This is a genomic window from Streptosporangium vulgare, assembly GCF_042428775.1.
Taxonomy (GTDB): Bacteria; Actinomycetota; Actinomycetes; order Streptosporangiales; family Streptosporangiaceae; genus Streptosporangium; species Streptosporangium vulgare.
The window spans coordinates 298,409-319,587 of record NZ_JBHMBS010000012.1; the positions used below are offsets into that span (position 1 = coordinate 298,409).

The following is a 21,179-nucleotide window of genomic DNA, read 5'->3' on the forward strand; positions in this document are numbered from 1 at the left end:
TACTCGTATCAGTCATCAGTCATCCATCTCGTCTCTCGGCGCCTCGCGCCCGCAGGGGGACCTCAGCGCGGGGGGCGTTCGTCGTTGCCGTTGTAGCCGAGGATCCGCATCGCGACCTCGGGGTCCATCGCCGCGGCGAGCAGCTGGGCTCGTTCCACGGCGCTGTCCCGCTGGGCCTCGGCCCTGGCCTTGGCCGCCTGCGCCCCCCGGGTGACCGCCGCCACGATGGCCGCCCCCACGATCGCCGCCAGCACGGCGACGAACACCACCGCGAGCGTGCCGGAATCCGGAGAGCCCGCCCCGCTCATCGTGACCGTCCCGCCGTTGAACACGTAGGTGCCCAGCGCCGTGAAGGCCGCCAGCGCGGCCAGGCTGGCCGCGATCACGAACACCGTCCGCAGTTTCCCGCCGCGCGCCGCGGGGGCGGGCGGCGGTGGGGGCGGTGGTGACGGGCGGCGCGCCGGGGCGTCGTCGCCCCAGGGCACGAAGTCGGGTTCGCTCCCGGCCACCGGGAACGCGGCGGCCGGCACCGTGCCCGCCAGCGTGTTCGGCATCGTGCCGGGCACCGCGGAACCGTTGCCGTTGCCCGTGAGCACCGCGCCGTGGATGACCGCGGCGGGTTCGAGCCGGGGCAGCGCAGGCGGGACGGGCAGGGCGCGCGCCACGTGGCTGTGCTCGCGGTGCGCCCGCGCCGCCTCCAGGTGATACTCCTCGATCTCCTCGTAGAAGCCCTCCGAGGCGTAGACGGAGCCGTCGATCAGCGGCCCCCGCCTGCGTTCCAGGATCGCGACCACGTCGTCACCGTTAAGCGTCTTGTGCGCCTCCAGCGCGTGCGCCAGGCACAGGACGTCCCGCCGGTGCTCGCGCAGCAGTTCCTCGGTCCGGTCGAGCAGGCCCACCAGGTTGAACTCGATGCGCTCGCCCAGCACGTCGGGAGCGAGCGGCTGGCTACCGCCCGGCGCCTTGGTGAACCCGATGCCCCCGCCACCGGGCTTGGGCATCGACTTGCCGCCCAAGATCTCCAGCTCCTGGAGCGCGGGCACCGAGGTCACCCCGCGGCCCATGCCCCAGTGCGCCTCCATCAGCGCGGTGAGGTACGTCGCGGAGAACAGGTCGCCGGAGACACCGGAGGAGTTGTCCTCGCCGAAGAACATCCGCTCCCCCGCCAGGGAGGCGAGCGAGACCATGATGTCGGCCTCGTGCTCGGACTTCCAGCGGGTGAACTGGTCCTCGGGCTTGATGCTCGCGACCATGCCGAGGTAGTCGGCCCCCTTCTCGATCGTGGCGATGTCGATCTCGAGGTGGTAGCGGGTGCGGTACGCCGCCACGGCGTGGCAGGCCTCGTGCACGGCCACCGCGTGCCGCTCGCGCTCGATGTACTCCACGTCCTCGGGCGGCCCGAGCTGCTTGAGCCGCTTGGCGCGGGTCACGTCCGACCAGGTGATGACCTCCCGGCCGTCGCGGATCGCGGTGATCAGCGACTCGTTCACCAGGTCCTTGATCGTGGCGCCGGTGGCGTAGGGCGTGATCGTCGCCAGCTTGTCCAGCTGCGCGTCGGTCAGCTCGTGGTCGACCTTGTCGAAGTAGCCGCGGTAGGTGCGGACCCGGCCCGCCTTCGACGGGTAGCCCACCTTGTAGATGCGGTCGATACGGCCCGGCCGCAACAGCGCCTCGTCCAGCGAGTTGGGCATGTTGGTGGCCATCATGACCAGGATCCGGTACTTCGGCGGCGGCTTGGGCCGCATGCCGAAGAGCCTTCGCACGTGCCGGTTGACGATGCCCCTCGGCTTCTTCAGGCCGGACAGCTCGGTGAGCAGCGCCTGCAGCGTGCCCGGGTCGCCGCCGCCCCCGCCCATGCCGCCCATCATGAAGCGGCTGCGGCCGGTGTCGGGTTCCTTCTGCTCGGCCGCGCCCTTGCGGGTGAGCAACCACCGGGTGTCCTCGCTGAGGTAGCCGAAGCCGTGGCATCCGGCGGTGTGCGGGGAGAACCCGGGACCGCCCCTGGGCCCCTGCTGCGCCAGCGAGCCGCGCTTGCCGAGGGAGTCGGCCTCGTCGAAGAAGACGATCACGCCGCCGTACCGCAGCGAGAGCTTGCGGAGCTTCCTGAACAGCGACTTCACCTTCAGGATGCCGATGCCCATGAACATGTTGACGAACGCGCCGGGGTCGACGAACACGTACGGCTTGCCGGTCTCCCCGGCCACGGCCTCGGCCATCAGGGTCTTGCCGGTGCCCGGCGGGCCCCACAACAGCAGGCCGCTGGGCACGTAGCCGCCGCGCTCCTCGATCGCGTCCGGCCTCTCCAGGAAGACGATGTTCTCCTTGACCCGCTCGACGACGTGGTCCTGGCCCCAGACGTCGGTGAAGCGGGTCTTGATGTCGTCGGGGAAGTACGTCTCCACGCCGCCCCGCGACAGCAGCCAGAACAGGCCGATGAACTGGAAGGCGATGAAGAAGAACGCGAAGGCGAGCTGCGCCACGTACGGCAGCGCCTGCCAGAGCAGCGCGGGCGCCTGGAAGAGCGCGAGTGCCGGGGAGGTCTCCAGCACCTCGCCGAGAATGAGGGCGAGCACCGCGATCCAGAACACCCACTTGATGGCGCGCGCCATCCTGAAACGGTTCCAGTCGGAGAAGCGGCGATGGGTCCAGCGCTCGAAACCACCGAAAACGCCGCGCGTCCAGAACCGGTTGTATCCGGCGGAACGCTCGCTGACGAAGAAGTGGAGTTGCCGCAGGAACTCGGCCCCGAGGAGCCAGAAGATCCACGGCGCCGCGACCGCGGTGATGATCATCGCATCCTGGAACGTGATGATGCCCTCATATGAGGCCATCTCACTCCACACCAGAATGAAATAGATGATCGTAAGAATGAGCAGGAATTTAATCCGGTCCCAGAACGGCATCTTCTTACGCTTGTCGGGGTGCGGATCCGTCGGACCGGAACCGGGAGCCCGGAGTCCTTCGAAGTTGGGGGGCGGTGGAGGTGACTTCATGGACGGGCTTCTCCTCACCCGGTGAGTCGCTTGACCTTGAAGGATTGCGCGATCTTCTCGAGTTCCCCGGCGCGCTTCCGGTAACAGGCGGCCGAGCAGCGGATCAGCAGGGTGGAGATCTGCTTGCCGTCCTCGGCCAGGTAGGAGGTGAGGTCGAAGGTCTCGGTTCCGGCCCCCTGGATCGCGTAGTTGAACCGCACGTGCACCCCGCGCAGGCCGTCTCCCGGCTGGAGCACCTCGTCGGCGAGCAGCTCGAAGTCCCGCAACGGATAACCGGGGATCTCCGCGTACTCCTTGCGCACCGTCTCGGTGACGGGCAGGACGGAGTTGCGCATGGTGTTCAGGGACAGCGAGTCCTGCTCCTCGGGGAGGAGCTTGGCGATCCGGGCGAAGACGAACGGCTCGTCTCCGGTGCCGTAGCCGAGAAGGTGGTCTGGAGAGGGCTGGGCGTGGGCGTCATAGGCGGCCGACCAGATAAGTTGCCTGCGCAACCGTGCGGTGGCCGATTCGGGATCGGCCCCGATGGTCGCCTTGTCCAGCGCGGCCTGGTCGACCTTCCGCCAGGCCGCCGGAACCTTGAAGTACGTCTGCCCGTCGTCGTGGCGGACGTAGGTGAACTCGGCACGTGCGCATCCCGTGAGCCCGCCGACCATGGCGGAGACGACCGCCACAGCAACCACGGCGAACCCGGCCCTTGATCTTTTCACCAGGGCTATACCTCCGCTTTACGGGTTAACGAGGTGGTTGTGCCCGTTTTTCGAGCGACTCTCTCCTGTCCTGGCTCACCGAACTCCGAAAATCTTGACCAAATCTTTCCGGGATCTCGGCCTCACTCGTTACACAATGCCGCTGTTGGATTCCCGACATCATTGAACCTCCAACCTCCGCCCCAGAACAGAGGGCGAACGGACCCGCTCTGCCTTTTCTCCGGACCGGATGATCCCTGAACCGCACCACACGCCGAACCGTGCCGTGCCGCACCGAGAGAGGGCCGGCACCGGCGCAAGACACTCCGGCCACCCCGTGGATTCCGATCGCCCACGGGCGGGCTCCGGCCGAAGCCACGGCCGTCCCCAACGGAGGATGCGAAAGGGCTCACGGAACGCTTCCGGGTAGAGCAATGCCCCTTTTGTTGCCTTTTTACCCATATGTACCTTTAACCAGCTCTTTCGGGGTACAAAGCATATAATTCATAAAATGTGGCGTTTTATGTCCTCAGCGAGAAGGGCACAAAACGCCATAAATTCCGCCTTCCTCGGTGACGTGCCTGTGAAAACCCCTCGGGGAGTGGAGCGCACGACGAAACGGCCGACAAGGAGTGATGATCGTGAACAACGAAGTACGGATAGCCCTCGCCGTAGCCGGCGGCTACCTCCTGGGGCGACGCCAGAAGCTGCGACTGGCGATGGCGATGGCCGTCGCCGGAGCGACCGGCCGGTTGAGCGCCGGTCAGAGCGACCTTCTGCAGCAGGGGTTGAAGGTGCTCAGCTCCTCCCCCGAACTGGCCAAGATCACCGAAAGCATCCGGGGCGATCTCGTGGATGCGAGCAAGGCCGCTGCCAAGGCCGCGGTGAGCAAGCAGATCGACTCGCTGAGCGGCAGGCTCCACGACCGGGCGGAGTCCCTGCGCAACCCGCTGAAGGACCAGGGCGAAGAACCGGAAGAGGGCGAGGGCGAGGAGCCCAAGGAACACCGCGGACGCATAAAGGGCATCCTGTCCCGCAGGAAGGCCCGGCGACGGGACGAGGAGGAGGACGAGTACGAATCGGAGGCAGACGAGGAGCAGGAAGAGGAGGAAGAAGAGGAGTACGAGCCGGAGACGGACGAGGAAGAGGAGGAAGAGGAAGAAGAGGAGGAAGCCCCGCCCGTCCGCAGGCGCCCCGTCTCCTCCGAGCGCCGTAAGCCGGCGGCCAAGCCCACCCGGCAGGCGCCGCGGGACTCCGGAGACGAGGAGGAAGAGGAGCCACAGGCCAAGTCCAAGCGCCGCCCACCCTCCCGGAGTGGATCGGCCTCTTCCCGCACCAAGCCGACGCCCGCCAAGGCACGGAGGTGACCTAGATGGCTGAGACCTCGAAGAAGCGTCCCGAGAGTGAGGGCGGCAAGGAGCCAGTCACCGATCAGCTCAAACAGGAGTTCCAGAACCTCGTGTCGGCCCTCGGGGAACGGGCTTTGTCGTCGGTGAGCGGAAAGGTCGAGGGTGTGACCGGTCGGCTGACCGACTACGCCGGAGGCGGCTCGTCCGGCTTGCTCAGCGCGCTGACCGGCTCCAAAAACCCTAAAACGGCGATCGCCGGAAGCATGGTGAAGGGCCTGGGCAAGATGGCGATCGGCGGCCTGGCCAAGAAGTTCTCGGGAGGTGGAAAGGGCGGGAAGCTGCGAATGATCAACATCATCGAGACGATCGATGTCGGCGCCCCCGTACGCATCGTCTACAACCAGTGGACCCAGTTCGGCGACTTCCCGAGCTTCATGAAGAAGGTCGAGGGCGTCGACCAGAAGTCCGACGAGAAGCTCGAGTGGAAGGCGCAGATCTTCCTGTCCCACCGGACCTGGGAGTCGACGATCCTCGAACAGGTGCCAGACAAGCGGATCATCTGGCGGTCGAAGGGACAGAAGGGGCACGTCGACGGCGCCGTCACCTTCCACGAGATCACTCCCGACCTCACCCGGGTCCTGCTCGTCCTGGAGTACTACCCGCAGGGCCTCTTCGAGCGCACCGGCAACCTGTGGCGCGCCCAGGGCAGACGCGCGCGCCTCGAACTCAAGCACTTCCGGCGGCATGTCATGAGCCGGGTGCTCCTACATCCCGACGACCTGGAGGGGTGGCGCGGCGAGATCCGCGACAGCAAGGTCGTCAAGGACCAGGAGACGGCGCTCCGCGAGGAGGAGGAGGAGGAGAAGAAGAAGGAGAAGGCCGAGAAGGGCTCTGAGGAGGGTCGCGCCGAGACCGGCGAGGCAGAGGAGCCCGAGGAGCCCGAGGAAGAGGAGGAGGAAGAAGAGGAGCCCGAGGAGGAGGAGGAAGAGGAAGAGGAAGAAGAGCCCGAGGAGGAGGAAGAGGAGCCCGAGGAGGAACGCGCGGCCGAGGAGGACGAGGGAGAGGAGGAAGAAGAAGAAGAGGAAGAGCCGCCCAGGCGCCCGCAGCGTCGCAGGTCCGCCGCTTCCAAGAGCGCGGAGGAGCAGCCCAAGCGCCCCGCCCGCCGCAGGGCAGCCAGTCGTACGTGACCTGAGAGGTCTCGGGAACACCAGGGAGGAGACGCCATGACCGTCCTTCAACCTTCGGGCGCCGGTGGGAGCGGTCACGGGTCCTCGTCGGGACTGGCCGACGTCATCGACACGATCCTCGACAAGGGACTCGTGATCGACGCCTACGTCAGGGTCTCCCTGGTCGGGATCGAGCTGCTGACGATCGACGCCCGCGTCGTGGTGGCCAGCGTCGACACCTACCTGCGCTTCGCCGAGGCCGTCAACCGCCTCGACCTCTCCCAGACCGGCAACCAGAAGGGGCTGCCGGAGCTGGTGGAGAGCATGACGGAGAGCGGTAGCAAGACGAAGGTCAAGGGCGCGACGCAGGGAGTGCTGGACGCGGCAGGGGAGAAGCTCAAAGGCCTGACGGTCGGCGAGGACGAGGACGAAGGCGAGTTCGAGCAGGCCGACGAGGAGCGTGAGCCGGCGCCCCGCCGCAAACGGCGCAGGGAGGAGTGAGATGCACGGTTCCACCGAAAAGCGCGAGACGGTCCGATCAGACAGCCCTGGGACCGACACCCGCAGGACGGCCGGACGGCACGACACCGGTCGCACCGAACGGGCCGCCACGGCCCGATCCGAAGAACCCCGGCCCAAAGGACACGACGCCCCCGGGAGCGTGACCGGCACCTACGTGTACGGGATCATTCCGTCCGACGTCGAGCTGACCCCGGGTACCCGGGGCGTGGGAGATCCGCCGAACGTGGTCGAGTTGGTGCGTCACGGAGAGATCGCCGCCCTGGTGAGCGACATCTCCACCGACCGCCCCCTCGGCAGGCCGGACGACCTCACGGCCCACCAGCGACTGCTGGACACCACCGCCGCGGAGGTGCCCGTGCTCCCCCTGCGTTTCGGAGCGGTGGTGACGGACCCTCGGGCGGTCGTCGACGAACTGCTCGCCCCCCACCATGACGAGTTCCTCGCCACGCTGAACAAACTGGAAGGACGCGCGGAGTACGTCTTGAAGGGACGCTACGTCGAACGGGCCATCCTGCGGGAGGTGCTCGACGAGGATCCGGAGATCGCGCGGCTGCGTGACGCGATCCACGGACGCCCCGAGGAGGCGACGTGGGACACGAGGATACGGCTCGGAGAGTTGATCAACATGTCGATCGCGGCCAAGCGTGAGGCCGACACCAACGCGTTGGTCGAAGCCTTCGACCCGCTCTGCGTCTCCGCCCTCGTGCGCGAGCCCACTCACGAGCGGGACGCCGTCCACGTGGCCCTGCTCGCGGACACCGACCGGGGGCCGGAGATCAGGAAGGTCGTGGACGAGTTCGGGACCCGGTGGGCCGGCCGTGTCGAACTGCGCCTGCTCGGCCCGCTGGCACCGTACGACTTCGTCAGGACGTAGAGGCAGGACGTAGAGGCAGGACGTGAAGGGAGGTGATCGATCGTGGACCCACTGGGGTTCATCTTCGGCCTGCCGCTCGCGCCGCTGCGCGGGCTGGTCCGGCTCGCGGAGCTGCTTCAAGAGCAGGCCGAGCAGGAACTCCGGAGCCCCACGGCGATCAGGCGCCGCCTGGAGGAACTGGAGGAGGCCAGGGCTTCTGGCGAGATCTCCGAGGAGGAGGAAGCCGCGGAGACGGAGCGGATCCTCGGAGATCTGCTCGCCTAGCCGGTAGGACCGCATCGGTACGGAGACGACGAGGGGAATGATCCCATGCCTGTCAGGCGCGGAACCCGTGAGAAACGCTCCGCCGACGATTCCTACGAAACCGCCGGCGACGAGACCTTCGACGAAGCCCTGGACGAGGACGAGGAGCCCTATGAGGACCTCGACGAGGACGAGGACGAGGAGGAGGACGAGGAGGACGAGCCCGCGAAGAAGCCGCGACGGCGTTCCCCCGCCCTGTCCGCGGCGACCGCCGGAGCGGCCGGGTTGCGGCACATCGTCAACCTGACCTCGAAGGATGTGGAGGGGGTGACGCTGGTACGACGGACGGAGGACGGCTGGCTGGTCGAGGTCGAGACCGTCGAGAGCCGTCACATCCCCTCCTCTGGCGACATGCTGTCGCTCTACCAGATCGAGCTGGACGCCACCGGCGACCTGCTGTCGTACCGCAGGGTGAAGCGCTACAGGCGCGGCCGGGCAGACGGTGGTGAGGGGGGCTGACGTGGCCGATGTGATGCGCTCCTCCGGTGAGGCCTTCCCGCGCTCCTCGGGCGGAGGGGGGTCCTCCGCCAACCTCGCCGACATCCTGGAGCGGGTGCTCGACAGGGGCGTGGTGATCGTGGGCGACATCCGCGTGAACCTACTGGACATCGAGCTGCTCACCATCAAGCTGCGCCTGCTCATCGCCTCGGTCGACACGGCGCGGGAGCTGGGGATCGACTGGTGGGAACACGATCCGTGGCTCACCTCCCGTGACCGCGACCTGGTCGAGGAGAACCGTGTCCTCCGCGACCGGCTGTCCACCGTGGAGGGCGGCAAGGAGATGGAGGGCACCCGGCGCCGCTCCCTCGACAGAGGCTCGCCCGGTGACGCCCAGGAGCCTCGATCGGCCGGAAGGTTCAGAGAGGGGCGCGATGGCTGAGGCGGGCACGTATCTCTACGCGATCGCCCAGGATGTGGGTCACGCTCTCCCGGAGGATGTGGCGGGCGTGACCGGAGCTCCGGTGCGCGCGATCACCCACGAGGGCCTGGTCGCGTACGTGAGCCCGGTGCCCCTGGAGGAGTTCGGCGAGGAGCCGCTGCGGCGTTCCCTGGAGGACCTGGACTGGGTCGAAGGGACGGCCCGCGCTCACAATCGTGTCGTGGAGGCCGTGGCGAAGGAGGCTCCCACGGCCCCGGTCCGGCTGGTGACGGTCTACAGCAGCGAGGACCAGGTCCGTGACCTGCTCCGCTGCAGACACGATGACTTCACCGAAGTGCTTGCCCATGTCACCGGATGCAGGGAGTGGGGTGTGAAGGCGTATGCGAAGCCGAGCGAGGACGCCCCTCCCGCCGAGGAGGTCCCCGCCGAGACCAAGAGCCCGGGAACGGCGTACCTGAAGCGCCGCCAGGCGAGCCTGCGCGGCAAGGAGGACGCCTGGCGCCTGGCGGCGCGGCGTGCCGAGGACATCCACGCCACCCTGCTGTCCGTCTCGGTCGCCGGCCACCGCCATCGGCCGCAGGACCCGCGACTGTCCGGCCGCGAGGAGACGATGTTGCTCAACGGCGCCTACCTCGTCGCCGAGGACCGCCGTGAGCAGTTCGTCGCGGCCGTCGACGCGCTGCGGGACGAGGGGATCGAGATGCAGCTCACCGGCCCCTGGGCACCGTACTCCTTCACCTCGGTGGACCTCGGCCCGACCCACGCGGAGACAGCGGAGACACTCGATGACCCGTGACCACCATCCGAGAGGCGCCGAACTCGCCGCCCAGGGACGCCTCCCCCCTGAGCGCGTGGCACTCGTGGACCTGCTCGACCGGCTGCTGGCCGGCGGGGTGGTCGTGAGCGGGGACCTCGTGCTGTCCATCGCCGACATCGACCTCGTCCGCATCTCCCTGCGCGCCCTCATCACCTCCGTAAGGGCCTCAGAGCCGATCCCGTCCGCCCACCCACCCGGCGCGGTCGCACTCCCGTGGGACTCCGGCGACAAGGGGGGAGCGCTGTGAACCGCCTCCCCCGCGACCCTCGGGCGAGCGACGCGAACCGTCTCCCCGGCGACCTCCGAGGGGAGGACCTCAGCGGCACGGAGGATCCCCGTGTCACCCGGGAGCGACTCCGCCCCACCGCGAGGAGGCGGTTCAAGGTCACGCGAACCACCCCCGTGGGCACGGCCGGGAACGCGCGAGGACCGGCGCGGACCGTCCGCTGGAAGGTGAACACCGACCCCGAGGCCGTCGGACGGGACCTGTCCCGCCTCGTGCTCACCCTCGTGGAGCTGATACGGCAACTGGTGGAACGCCAGTGTGTGCGCCGGATGGAGCAGGGGGACCTCTCGGACGAGCAGGTGGAGGTGCTGGGCGTGACACTGATGCGCCTTGAGGAGGCCATGACCGAGCTGTGTGAGCGCTTCGAGCTCTCGCCGTCCGATCTCAACCTCGACCTCGGACCGCTCGGAACCCTCCTGCCCACCGATTGACACCCGCCGCGTCCGGTGGGCGCGGCTCGTACCCGTACGCCCGGGTGATCCGGGGGGCCTCGGAGAAGCCCTCGTACGTGCGGCCCCACCGGTCGTCGAGGGGTACGGAGACGCTGGGCGCGAACGCCCGGTCCTGGCCGGTGGCGCGCGTCTGCCGGGCGGTCGCCGCCCCGATGTCGCGTACGAGACACGGGTCCTGGACGGCGCCCAGCCCGATGTCGTGCGGGAAGACGGTGGTGTCGTAGACGTTGTTGTCGCCGTGGACGGCGTCGGTGCCCCAGATGACGGGGATCTTCGCGCGGGTGGCGACGGAGGCGTTCCGGCAGGCGTCGGCGAGGTCGGGCCCGGGCGCCTCCGCGACGAGGCTTTGCCGGACCGTCGGCGGTCAGGACACGGGGCCGCCGGCCGTCGCCGGCTCACCGCCGATCGGAGCCCGCGTGTGTAACGCAGGATGATCTCTGATACGAAATACATCTACATATCGGAACTTCAGGGAAAAAAGATCTTTCCCTGACGCCGGAAGCGGTGGGGTAGGCGGGGTAAGGACTCCACTGGCCGCTCCCGCCGGGGAACGACTGCCGGGGGGCTTCCACACGGAGGTATTCGATGAGACAGGTCTACGGCTGGGAACACGGCGAGAACGAGCCCGGCGACCTCTTCGGGGTGACCTTCGAGAACCTGTTCGCCGAGGTGTGGTCCCGGGAGGGGATCTCGAACCGCGACCGGCGCATGCTGCTGATCGGTCTGCTCGTCGGCCAGGGCATGAACGAGGACGTCGGCCTCCAACTGGACGCGGCGCTGCGGACCGGAGACCTCACCCCCGACGAGCTTCGCGAGATCGTCGTCTTTCTCACCCACTACGCGGGATGGCCCCGGGGCGGCAGACTCAACAGCCAGGTCGAGGAGCTGATCGCCCGCGTCATGAGGTCCTGACGCCCGCGAGATCACGGTCTTCTGAGATCACAACCTCTCGACGTTCGGCCCCCGGCAGCGGTTGCGGGTGTCGAAGACGAGGGCGCTCGCCCGCTGGACGAGCTCGTAGTCGAAGCAGTCGTGGTCGGTGAGGACCACCACCGCGTCCGCCGCCGCCAGCTCCCGCTCCGAGAACGCGACGACCTCGACGCCCTGCGGCAACAGGAAGCAGTCCACGTGCGGGTCGGCGGCCCGCACGTCCGCGCCCAGCTTGCCGAGGCCCCTGACCACGTCGATCGCCGGCGACTCACGGCAGTCTCCGGCGTTCTTCTTGTACGCGAGGCCGAGGGCGAGCACCCGGCTGCCGTTGATCGACTTGTGCGACCGGTTCAGCGCGAGACCGATCCGGTGCACGACGTGGTCCGGCATGTGGTCGTTGATGTCGTTGGCCAGCTCCACGAACCGGAAGTTGTGCCCCAGGCTGCGCTTGACCTTCCACGACAGGTATGACGGGTCGATCGGCAGGCAGTGCCCGCCGACGCCGGGTCCCGGGGTGAAGCGCAGGTAGCCGAACGGCTTGGTGGAGGCGGCGTCGATGGCCTCCCAGGCGTCGATGCCGAGCTGCTGCGCGAAGATCGACAGCTCGTTCACGAGGGCGATGTTGACGTGCCTGAAGGTGTTCTCCAGAAGCTTGCACAACTCGGCCACCCGCGGCGAGGAGACCGGAACCACCTCGTCCACTATCCGCGCGTAGAACGCCCTGACCCTCTCCAGGGACACCCCGTCGATCCCGGAGACGACCTTCGGCGTGTTCTCCAGGCGCCAGCGCGCGTTGCCCGGGTCGATCCTCTCCGGACTGTAGCCCAGATGGAAGTCTCGTGGCGCGCACAGTCCGGAGCCCTCCTCCAGCAGCGGCAGCAGATACTCCTCGGTGGTCCCCGGATAGGTGGTGGACTCCAGAACCACCGTGACGCCCGGCCGCAGCAGCGGGGCGAGCGACTCCCCCGCCGCGCCGATGTGGCGCAGGTCGGGAACGCCCTCGCGCAACGGTGTCGGCACGGTTATCACGCAGACGTCGAACCCCTCGGCTGCGGCGTAGTCGGTGCTGGCCAGGTATCGGCCGGACCGGTGAGCCAGGGACAGCGTCTCGTCACCGACGTCCTCGACGTAGGACTCGGCGGCGTTGAGGCGCTTGACCCGCCACTCGTCCAGATCGATTCCCACGACGTCGAAGCCTGCTGTGACGGCCCCCATCGCGAGTGGCAGGCCGACGTACCCCTGGCCGATCACAACCAGCTTCTCTCTCACGGCAGAACCCCTGTCGACTCGGGATGAGACACGACCTCGACTGTAGGAGTCCCGCTTCCCCGCACCACCGATCCCACCGCTGTCCGGGCGTGTCGCTTGGAGTCCAGGGCTGCTCAAGCACGGCGCACGAGACCGGATCGGCCATCGATACCAGAAACAAAACCCTGAAACGCCAAACAATCATTTCAAATATGCATTTATACCTTTTATGTTCACATCGCGGACGGTCGGCAGGCGGACCAGCGGGCCCACGGAAGAAAACCGGCCAGCCTCCACCCACACACGGACATCCATTCGATCAGGATCGGCGCCGTTTTAGCACCAAAAAGCAAGTAATATCCGGAAGTATTATTAAGTAAATTTTCCATCAGTCGAGCGTCAACATGTGCTCTTCCTGGCCGCACGTGGGCCCGGAATGCCAACGTCCACGGCAAAGTCATCGGCGTGTCACGTGACGCCTTTCAGTGACGTGATGACATCCCAATATTTTCTCTCACCATCCACCTTTATTCGCCCCTTGCGCTTAACACGACAAATCGCACAGAAGGCCGATAAAGGAATTGAATTTCATTCATGACAGATCACAGGCGACGGACCACCCCGGACGTCTGACGCATCACGAGACCAGTGAGGAGTTGTGTCGCATGTCCAAACCTGTTCGCGACGCGCTCGACCAGATGGCCGAAACGACCGTGACCATGATCGACACCAGAGGGACCCGGAGCCGGCCGCTCTTCCGGCTCCGCCGGCCCCGCCCGCGAGGTGCCGTCGGGCGTGTCCTGCTGAAGACCGCCATGGCGGCCGTCCTCACGATGGGAGCGCTCATCGGCACCCCCGGCGGCGCGAGCGCGGCCGCTCCGGTGAACATCGGCAACGCCGCGCCGTTCGGAGTGCTGGCCGGGGCCGCGGTCACCAACGTGAACCTCACGACGGTCACCGGCAACCTGGGAGTGAGCCCGGGAAGCACGGTGACCGGCTTTCCGCCCGGCACGGTCTCCGGTTCCAAGCAGATAGGGAACGCCGCCGCGGCGCAGGCCATCGCCGACGCGGTCAGCGCCTACAACGACGCCGCCGGGCGCACGCCCGACGCCACGGTGGCCGCCCAGTTGGGCGGGACGACCAAGGGGCCGGGTGTCTACAACTCCGTCAGCGGGGGGTTCTCGATCAGCGGAACCCTCACCCTCGACGCGCAGGGCGACCCGAACGCCGTCTTCATCTTCCAGGCGTCCACTCTCGACGTGGCGAACATCGGCAACATCAGCCTCCTGCGCGGAGCCCAGGCCAACAACCTCTTCTGGCAGATCAGCGGCTCTGCGACCCTGGGCACGTACTGCACCTTCCGCGGCAATCTCCTCGCGCAGAACTCGGTCACGGTCGGTAGCGGCGCCAACGTCAACGGCCGAGTCTTCGCGCTCAACAACACGGTCGCCATCCAGGGCACCAACAGCCTGCCGTACACCCGTCTCACCGTGCCGAACGATCCGCCGACCACCACCACCCTCACCTCCTCGATCAACCCCGCGTGGAGAGGGGACCCGGTCGTCCTGACCGCGACGGTGAACGCGGTCAGCGGCACCGTCGTGCCCGCCGGCGAGGTGGTCTTCAAGGACGGCTCGACGGTCCTCGGCTCGGCCTTCCAGACCAACGGCGTCCCCGCCACCATCACGGTCTCCGACCTCTCCGGGGGAAATCACCCGATCGTCGCCGTCTATCTCGGCGGTGACACCTTCGACAACGAAGCTCTGATCCACTTCGCACCGAGCACGTCACCGACCGTCAACCAGAGCATGTCCGACAGCCTGTGGAACAGTGCGGGAGTCCCCACGGTCCCCGCGCAGTCCGATCCTCGCGGGGTCGTCCTCGGCGTCAAGTTCAAGGCGGCCAAGAGCGGGACCGCGATCGGCGTCCGGTTCTACAAGGGGGCGCAGAACACCGGCACCCACGTCGGCAGCCTGTGGACGAGCGGCGGCACCCTCCTGGCCAGCGCCACCTTCACCGACGAGACCGCCAGCGGCTGGCAACAGGTCGGCTTCTCGACACCGGTGGTGCTCACTGCCGGAACCACCTACGTCGTCTCGTACTACGCTCCGGCCGGCAACTACGCGACGACCCGCCCCTACTTCACCTCTCAGTACGTCAACGGCCTGCTCACCGCCCTGGCCGACGGCGCCTCGGGCGGCAACGGCGTCTACGCCTACAGCGCGAGCAACGTCTTCCCGACGAGCTCCTACCAGGCGACGAACTACTGGGTCGACGTCGTGTTCGTCCCGACGGACAGCCTGTGGGACAGGGTGCCGGTGCCCAGCGTCCCCTCGCAGCCCGACCCGCAGGGGGTCGTCCTCGGCGTGAAGTTCCAGGCGGCGACGGACGGGCAGGTGAGCGGGATCCGGTTCTACAAGGGGGCACAGAACACCGGCACCCACACCGCCAGCCTGTGGGGGAGCGACGGCGCCCTCCTGGCCAGTGCCGTCTTCACCGGCGAGACCGCCACCGGCTGGCAGCAGGTCAACTTCTCACAACCCGTCGCCATCACCGGCGGCACCACCTACATCGCCTCCTACCACACCCCCTCCGGCAACTACTCGACGGACCGCCCGTACTTCACCTCTCAGTACGTCAACGGCGCTCTCACCGCCCTGGCCGACGGCGCCTCGGGCGGCAACGGCGTCTACACCTACAGCGCGAGCAACATCTTCCCGACGAACTCCTACCAGGCGACGAACTACTGGGTCGACCCGATCTTCCACAGCTGACGCGGGGCTCTCCTGACCGGCGCCTTCGCGGCACCGGTCAGGAGTCAGGGCGTCCGCTCCTTGAGCGGGCGCCACCACCGCGGGTTGTCCCGATACCATCGGATCACCTCGGCCAGGCCGTCGCCGAAGTCCTTGCGAGGCTCGTAGCCGATGGCCCGGATCTTCGTCCAGTCGACGGAGTAGCGGCGGTCGTGCCCGAGCCGGTCGGCCACGGGCTCGACCGCCTCCCATCCCGCGCCGAGCGCGGCCAGCAGCCGCCCGGTCAGCTCCCGGTTGGTCAGCTCGACACCGCCCCCGATGTTGTAGACCTCGCCGGGCGCCCCCTTCTCCAGCACCGTCTGGATGCCCCTGCAGTGGTCGTCGACGTGCAGCCAGTCGCGCACGTTGAGCCCGTCACCGTAGAGCGGGACCTTCTCGCCGTCGAGGAGGTTGGTGACGAAGAGCGGGATCAGCTTCTCGGGATGCTGGTAGGGGCCGTAGTTGTTGGAACAGCGGGTCACCCGGACATCGAGCCCGTGGGTGCGGTGGTAGGCGCGGCAAAGCAGGTCGCCCCCCGCTTTGGCCGCCGAGTAGGGCGAGTTCGGCAGCGGCGGTTCGCTCTCGCTCCAGGACCCCTCCTCGATCGAGCCGTACACCTCGTCGGTGGAGACCTGGAGGACCGTGCGGACTCCGCCCTCCAGCGCGGCCTGGAGAAGTCTCTGGGTCCCCAGCACGTTCGCCGTCACGAAGTCGCCCGCGCCCGCGATGGACCGGTCGACGTGGCTCTCCGCCGCGAAGTTCACGACCACGTCGTGGCCGGGGACGACGTCCGCGAGGAGCCGCGCGTCGGTGATGTCGCCCCGCACGAACGCGTAACCGGGGTGACCGTCGAGGGGGGCGAGGTTGGCGAGGTTGCCCGCGTAGGTGAGCTTGTCCAGGACGGTGACCCGCGTGTCCTCGCAGCCGGGCCAGGAGCCGAGCAGCAGGGACCTGGCGTAGTGGGACCCGATGAACCCGGCTCCGCCGGTGACGAGGACTCTCATGCGCGCACCTGGATCCTGCTGTGGTCGCCCACCATGAGCTCGTGGGTGTTGGACACGCCGGCCGCGCGGCTGACCTCGACGTTGCGCCCGATCAGGGAGTGCGCGACCCGCGAGACGCCCTGCACGGAGGAACCGTCGAGCACGATGGAGTATTCGATCTCGGCGCCGCAGACCAGGCAGCCGGAGCCGATCGAGGTGAAGGGGCCGACGTAGGAGGAGAGGATCTTGGTGTCCGCGCCGATCACGATCGGCCCGCGGAGGATCGAGTTCTCCACCACCGCGCCCGGCTCGACGACCACCCGCCCGGTGATCTCGCTCAGGTCGTCCACGGTGCCCCTGTTGGCGGGTTCGACGCGTTCGAGGACGATGCGGTTGCACTCCAGCATGTCCTGGAGGCGTCCGGTGTCCTTCCAGTAGCCGCTGACGAGGTGCGAGTGGACCCGGAAGCCGTTGGCGACAAGCCACGTGACGGCATCGGTGATCTCCAGCTCGCCGCGCGCCGACGGGGTGATCGCCCGCACCGCCCCGTGGATCGCCGGGGAGAAGATGTAGACCCCGACGATCGCGAGATCGCTGCGCGGGTGCTCCGGCTTCTCCTCCAGCCCGAGGATCTCCCCTCCCGGCCCGATCTCGGCCACTCCGTAGAACTGCGGTTCGGCGACCCTGGTGAGCAGGATCTGCGCGTCGTGGTCGGCCAGGCGGAAGGCGTCCACCAGGTCGGTGATGCCGTCCACCAGGAAGTTGTCCCCCAGATACATCACGAACGGTTCGTCGGCGAGGAACTCCCTGGCGATCAGGACGCAGTGCGCCAGCCCGAGGGGAGCCTCCTGGGGGATGTACGTGACGTCCAGCCCGAACCGTGAGCCGTCGCCCACGGCGTCCCGGATCTCGTGGCCCGTGTCGCCGATGACGATGCCCACGCTGGTGATGCCGGCCTGCCGGATCGCCTCAAGCCCGTAGTAGAGCACCGGCTTGTTGGCGACCGGGACCAGTTGTTTCGCCGAGGTATGGGTCAGCGGGCGCAGCCTCGTTCCCCTGCCGCCCGCCAGAACGAGTGCCTTCAACGCTCTCTGAGTCCTTCCGCGAAGAACACGTGACCGTACGGCCACATGCCCGCCAGATTTTACAGGGAGCCGAAATCAATGCCTCCTCACCGGCTCGCGCCTTTACTGAAGAGCGTACGTCGTGTTGCCGATTTCACACTTTTCCTCGCTCGCGGAACACCCACCTCCGGTTTATCGCATAACTCAGCGGCGGGCTCGCCACTATCACCATCCCCTGAGCCACCAGGATCGGGATCCCGGCGAGCTCCACCAGAAGCGGGACCCCGATGACGGACGCCACGAGGAAGCTCAGCCCGACCACGTAGAACCGCAGGTAGCCGACCAGCCAGGAATACCCGGAGTCACGGAAGACCACCAGCCTGTACCAGGGGTAGACGATCACCACGGTCATCAAGTGACCGACCACGACCAGGAAAAGATAAGGAACGCCATCTTCAACGACCAGCAATCCTAGGCCAAGAAGAGCGTAATAGACCATAGCCGTCATGGCGCCGGCGATCAGATATGTGATGCGGTGGCCACCAAAGGCCGAGATCGCAGCCGGCCGCCCGAAATGCGAGTTATTGTCATGAGCGGTTCCACTTTCGACTTCAACCATACGACAGCCGCTCCGGATCATGATCTGACATTGCGATGAAACAGGATTGTAGTAGGCGACGAGAAATAATCAGGGGATTAATGTCGGTGTCGGTGGTTATTCCGTGTTACCGCTCAGCGCGAACCCTTCCGGCGCTGGTGGACAGGCTCGTGCCCGTCCTTCGGGGCCTGTCCGTCCAGTACGAGGTGATCCTCGTCGTCGACGGAAGCCCGGACGACACCTGGGAGACCGCCGTCGAGCTGACCCACCGGTTCGACGCCGTCCGGGCGCTTCGGCTGTCCAGAAACTACGGGCAGCACAACGCGCTGGTCGCCGGCATCAGGGAGGCGGTCTTCGAGGTCATCGTCACCATGGACGACGACCTGCAGCATCCGCCCGAGCAGATCCCCCTCCTGCTCGCCGCCCTCGAAGGCGACCGCCTCGACCTCGTGTACGGCGTCCCGCACCGCGAGGAGCACGGGTTCCTGCGGAGTCTCGCGTCCCGGTCCGTCAAGGCCGCCATGGCCGGCGCACTGGGCGTCCGCACCGCGCGTACGATCAGCGCCTTTCGTGCCCTGCGCACGCATACCCGCGACGGTTTCACCGACCTGTCCGGGCCGCACGCGTCGATCGACGTGGCCCTGTCGTGGGCCACCACACGGGTGGGCTCCGTCGGCGTGCACATGAACGAGCGCGACCACGGGCGATCGAACTACACGCCGCGCCTGCTGATCGGGCATGCGATGAACATGCTCCTCGGCTACAGCACGGCTCCGCTCCGCGCGGCGAGCTATCTCGGCTTCCTGATCGGCATGATCGGCCTGCTGCTGGGGGGCGCGGTCCTGTGGCGTTTCGCCGCGGGCGACACCACGGTGGCCGGATTCACCACCGTCGCCTCGATGGTCGCGCTCTTCTCGTCCGCCCAGTTGGTGTCCATCGGACTCCTCGGCGAGTACATCGGCCGCATTCACGGAAACGGCATGGGCCGCCCGACGTACGTGGTGCGCGAGCGCGCCGGATCGCCCGCCGCCGGCCTTCCCCGGCGGCCCGGCGGCCCTGGCGTTCCCGCACACGCAGGAGCCGGCTCCGGACCAGATGAACGGTGAGGAAGGTCTGGACAGGCTCGAATCCGTACCTCGCCCATGCCCGCTGCACCCGCGTGTTGTGTCCTTGGGTGGAGATGACGACCTCTGTCGCGCCACGCGCCAGCGCGCGGTCCTCGACGGCCCTGAGCAGATGGGCGTAGAGACCACGCCCCTGTGATCCGGAGATCACCCCGGCCAGGAGGATCTCCGTCCGGGAACCGTCCTCCTCCAACGTGGCCAGCCCGAGCAGGCGGGGCCCCTCCGCTTTCGCGCCTCGATCCTCCAGTACCAGGCACTCCCCCTCCGTCGACGACCTCAGTGCCCATTCCTGGTAGCCCGCCAGGGCCTCGGCGGCGTCGAACAGCGGATTGGCCAGATAGTGGTTCCCGTAGGCGCCGAAGATGTCGGAGACCAGTGCCTTCACCGCGGCGGGACCGACCGGCTCCGCCGTCCGCAGCTCTGGCGACGGAGCAGGCCCGCGTCCCTCTCCCGCGCGCAGGCGCCAGTACGCGAGGGAGTCCGCGAACACGGCGGTTCGGCCGAGCGTGGTCAGCTTCGCGAACCAGCCGACGTGTTCAGCCGGATACCGGAGCACGACGACGTCCGCGACCGACCCCAGGATCGCCTCGCGGACTACGGAGAACGGCGCCTCGGACTCGACGGGGACGGTGAGGCGCTCCACCGAACATCCGAACCGGGCCGATTCCAGCGGCGACTCCACGGCCCCCACGGCCCGGGCCTCGATCACGTCGCGCCAGGCCATCAACTCACCTCGTAGGACTGGACGGCGTCGATGACCCGCGCCACGCCGGTCTCGTCCAGGTCGGCGAAGAGCGGCAGCCGTACGAGGCGGTCGGCGACCCTCTCGGCGACCGGGCAACCCCCCGGGGCCACGCGGCCGAACCTCGCCCCCGCGGGCGCGGTGTGCAGGGGCTGGTAGTGGAACGTCGCCTGCACGCCTTCCCTCCGGAGATGGCCGATGAAGGCCTGGCGGTTCTCCAGATCCGGGAGGAGCAGGTAGTACAGGTGCGCCGGATGCGCGCAGCCGTCCGGGATCGCCGGCCGGGAGACCCCGTTTTCGATCGCCCAGTCCGCCAGGCCCTCGTGGTACCGGTACCAGACGGCGTGGCGCCGGGACTGGATGTCGTGGAACGACTCCAGCTGCGAGGTCAGCTGTGAGGCCAGGACGTCGGACAGCAGGTAGCTGGAGCCGATGTCGACCCATCGGTACTTGTCGACCTGGCCGCGGAAGAACCGGCTGCGGTCGCTGCCCTTCTCCCGGATGACCTCGGCACGCGCGACGAGGCCCGCATCGTTCAGTAGCAGCGCGCCGCCCTCCCCGCACTGCACGTTCTTCGTCTCGTGGAAGCTCTGCGCGGCCATGCTGCCGAACGATCCGAGTGGCCGGCCCCGGTAGGACCCGCCCAGGCCGTGGGCGTTGTCCTCGATGAGGGTGAGGCCGTGCCGGTCACAGAGTTCGGCGATCTCCTCCATCGCGCACGCGATGCCCGCGTAGTGGACGACCACGACGGCCCGCGTGCGATCGGTGATCGCCGCTTCGATCAGCCGCTCGTCCAGGTTGAGGGTGTCGGGCCTGCAGTCGACGAAGACCGGGACGGCCCCGCGCAGCGCGTAGGCGTTGGCCGTCGACATGAAGGTGAACGACGGCATGATCACCTCATCGTCGGCCTGGAGATCCAGGAGGATCGCCGACATCTCCAGCGCGTGCGTGCAGGAGGTGGTCAGCAGCGCCTGGCCCGCCCCGGTGATCTTTTCGAGGATCTCGGCGGCCCGCCGGGTGAACGGCCCGTCTCCGCAGGTGGATCGTCGGCGCACGGCCTCCCCCAGGTAATCCAGCTCGTTCACCGAGATGTGCGTCCGGTTGAAGGGGATCGTCTTCAGATCGGTTGCGTTCACGGCCGAAGTGAACAACGAAAGGACCGTCAGACACGCGTCGCGCCGTCGTTACTTGGCGATCCATTACGCAAGCCTTAGGTCACACCGGTCCGTCCGGGATTCGGTAGACGGCGCAGTCGCCGGAGCGGAACCGGAGCTCGGCGAAGTCCCCGATCCTGGAGGTCCGGCCGGTGCGGCGCTCGTCGACGAAGAGCCAGCGCACCCCGTAGCGTTCGCGCAGTCGTCCGATCGTGG

General features: G+C 67.8%; 20 protein-coding genes and 2 pseudogenes. 13 read left to right on the forward strand and 9 right to left on the reverse strand.

The annotated features are described in order from the left end of the window. Positions 1–62: 62 nt before the first annotated feature. Positions 63–2,831 (reverse strand): AAA family ATPase, encoded by a 2,769-nt coding sequence (locus ACFFRH_RS25590; protein ID WP_386160064.1) that lies wholly within the window; start codon positions 2,829–2,831, stop codon positions 63–65. Positions 2,832–3,007: 176 nt separating this feature from the next. Further along, positions 3,008–3,700: a hypothetical protein gene (locus tag ACFFRH_RS25595; protein ID WP_386160066.1), complete on the reverse strand. Its 693-nt coding sequence runs from the start codon at positions 3,698–3,700 to the stop codon at positions 3,008–3,010. Between the two features lie 620 nt (positions 3,701–4,320). Between ACFFRH_RS25595 and ACFFRH_RS25600 the strand changes: the two genes are divergently transcribed. From ACFFRH_RS25600 to ACFFRH_RS25645, 10 genes are all read left to right on the forward strand, one after another. After that, the gene (locus tag ACFFRH_RS25600; protein ID WP_386160068.1) at positions 4,321–5,046 is read left to right on the forward strand and encodes a hypothetical protein; all 726 of its coding nucleotides are present in this window, start codon (positions 4,321–4,323) and stop codon (positions 5,044–5,046) included. Between the two features lie 5 nt (positions 5,047–5,051). Beyond that, a complete protein-coding gene (locus ACFFRH_RS25605; RefSeq protein ID WP_386160070.1) occupies positions 5,052–6,215 on the forward strand; it encodes an SRPBCC family protein in 1,164 nt (387 codons plus the stop codon). 36 nt (positions 6,216–6,251) lie between these two features. Further along, positions 6,252–6,695: a gas vesicle protein GvpJ gene (gvpJ, locus tag ACFFRH_RS25610; RefSeq protein ID WP_386160072.1), complete on the forward strand. Its 444-nt coding sequence runs from the start codon at positions 6,252–6,254 to the stop codon at positions 6,693–6,695. A 160-nt stretch (positions 6,696–6,855) separates the two neighbouring features. Then, on the forward strand, positions 6,856–7,590 hold the full coding sequence (locus tag ACFFRH_RS25615; RefSeq protein WP_386160074.1) for a GvpL/GvpF family gas vesicle protein: 735 nt from the start codon (positions 6,856–6,858) through the stop codon (positions 7,588–7,590). Between the two features lie 42 nt (positions 7,591–7,632). After that, positions 7,633–7,854, forward strand: a complete 222-nt coding sequence (locus ACFFRH_RS25620) for a gas vesicle protein GvpG (RefSeq protein WP_386160076.1) — start codon at positions 7,633–7,635, stop codon at positions 7,852–7,854. Positions 7,855–7,899: 45 nt separating this feature from the next. Then, positions 7,900–8,352 (forward strand): gas vesicle protein GvpO, encoded by a 453-nt coding sequence (gvpO, locus tag ACFFRH_RS25625; RefSeq protein WP_386160079.1) that lies wholly within the window; start codon positions 7,900–7,902, stop codon positions 8,350–8,352. A gap of 1 nt (position 8,353) precedes the next feature. After that, a complete protein-coding gene (locus tag ACFFRH_RS25630) occupies positions 8,354–8,773 on the forward strand; it encodes a gas vesicle protein (RefSeq protein WP_446697425.1) in 420 nt (139 codons plus the stop codon). Then, complete coding sequence (locus ACFFRH_RS25635; protein WP_386160081.1) at positions 8,766–9,569, forward strand: GvpL/GvpF family gas vesicle protein; 804 nt, start codon at positions 8,766–8,768, stop codon at positions 9,567–9,569. Before ACFFRH_RS25630 ends, ACFFRH_RS25635 begins: the two co-directional genes overlap by 8 nt. Next, positions 9,559–9,837, forward strand: a complete 279-nt coding sequence (locus ACFFRH_RS25640) for a gas vesicle protein (protein ID WP_386160083.1) — start codon at positions 9,559–9,561, stop codon at positions 9,835–9,837. The genes ACFFRH_RS25635 and ACFFRH_RS25640 overlap by 11 nt, the downstream gene beginning before the upstream one ends. Beyond that, entirely contained in the window at positions 9,834–10,307 is a 474-nt protein-coding gene (locus ACFFRH_RS25645) for a gas vesicle protein K (RefSeq protein WP_386160085.1), read from the forward strand. The genes ACFFRH_RS25640 and ACFFRH_RS25645 overlap by 4 nt, the downstream gene beginning before the upstream one ends. Here ACFFRH_RS25645 and ACFFRH_RS25650 read toward each other — a convergent pair. Next, positions 10,261–10,635: pseudogene (locus tag ACFFRH_RS25650) on the reverse strand (glycoside hydrolase family 3 N-terminal domain-containing protein); the annotation flags it as partial. The gene ACFFRH_RS25645 and the pseudogene ACFFRH_RS25650 sit on opposite strands and share 47 nt — an antisense overlap. Positions 10,636–10,913: 278 nt before the next feature. Here ACFFRH_RS25650 and ACFFRH_RS25655 point away from each other — a divergent pair. Then, the gene (locus tag ACFFRH_RS25655) at positions 10,914–11,240 is read left to right on the forward strand and encodes a carboxymuconolactone decarboxylase family protein (protein ID WP_386160087.1); all 327 of its coding nucleotides are present in this window, start codon (positions 10,914–10,916) and stop codon (positions 11,238–11,240) included. A gap of 27 nt (positions 11,241–11,267) precedes the next feature. On the opposite strand, the gene ACFFRH_RS25660 is transcribed toward ACFFRH_RS25655, so the two are convergent. Next, complete coding sequence (locus ACFFRH_RS25660; protein ID WP_386160089.1) at positions 11,268–12,527, reverse strand: nucleotide sugar dehydrogenase; 1,260 nt, start codon at positions 12,525–12,527, stop codon at positions 11,268–11,270. A 644-nt stretch (positions 12,528–13,171) separates the two neighbouring features. Here ACFFRH_RS25660 and ACFFRH_RS25665 point away from each other — a divergent pair. Next, positions 13,172–15,280 carry a DUF4082 domain-containing protein gene (locus ACFFRH_RS25665; RefSeq protein ID WP_386160091.1) on the forward strand — a complete coding sequence of 703 codons (2,109 nt, stop codon included), beginning with the start codon at positions 13,172–13,174 and terminating at the stop codon, positions 15,278–15,280. Positions 15,281–15,324: 44 nt separating this feature from the next. Here ACFFRH_RS25665 and rfbB read toward each other — a convergent pair whose 3' ends face one another. The 3 genes from rfbB to ACFFRH_RS25680 form a co-directional block, all read right to left on the reverse strand. Further along, positions 15,325–16,302: a dTDP-glucose 4,6-dehydratase gene (gene rfbB / locus ACFFRH_RS25670; RefSeq protein ID WP_386160093.1), complete on the reverse strand. Its 978-nt coding sequence runs from the start codon at positions 16,300–16,302 to the stop codon at positions 15,325–15,327. Continuing rightward, a complete protein-coding gene (locus ACFFRH_RS25675) occupies positions 16,299–17,366 on the reverse strand; it encodes a glucose-1-phosphate thymidylyltransferase (RefSeq protein WP_386160095.1) in 1,068 nt (355 codons plus the stop codon). Before ACFFRH_RS25675 ends, rfbB begins: the two co-directional genes overlap by 4 nt. 133 nt (positions 17,367–17,499) lie before the next feature. Then, entirely contained in the window at positions 17,500–17,964 is a 465-nt protein-coding gene (locus tag ACFFRH_RS25680) for a GtrA family protein (RefSeq protein WP_386160097.1), read from the reverse strand. Positions 17,965–18,044: 80 nt separating this feature from the next. On the opposite strand from ACFFRH_RS25680, the gene ACFFRH_RS25685 reads away from it, so the two are divergent. Beyond that, the gene (locus ACFFRH_RS25685; protein ID WP_386160099.1) at positions 18,045–19,049 is read left to right on the forward strand and encodes a glycosyltransferase family 2 protein; all 1,005 of its coding nucleotides are present in this window, start codon (positions 18,045–18,047) and stop codon (positions 19,047–19,049) included. 31 nt (positions 19,050–19,080) lie between these two features. On the opposite strand, the pseudogene ACFFRH_RS25690 reads toward ACFFRH_RS25685, so the two are convergent. After that, positions 19,081–19,791: pseudogene (locus ACFFRH_RS25690) on the reverse strand (GNAT family N-acetyltransferase); the annotation flags it as partial. Beyond that, the gene (rffA, locus tag ACFFRH_RS25695) at positions 19,791–20,945 is read right to left on the reverse strand and encodes a dTDP-4-amino-4,6-dideoxygalactose transaminase (protein WP_386160101.1); all 1,155 of its coding nucleotides are present in this window, start codon (positions 20,943–20,945) and stop codon (positions 19,791–19,793) included. The gene rffA and the pseudogene ACFFRH_RS25690, both read right to left, overlap by 1 nt. Between the last annotated feature and the right edge of the window lie 234 nt (positions 20,946–21,179).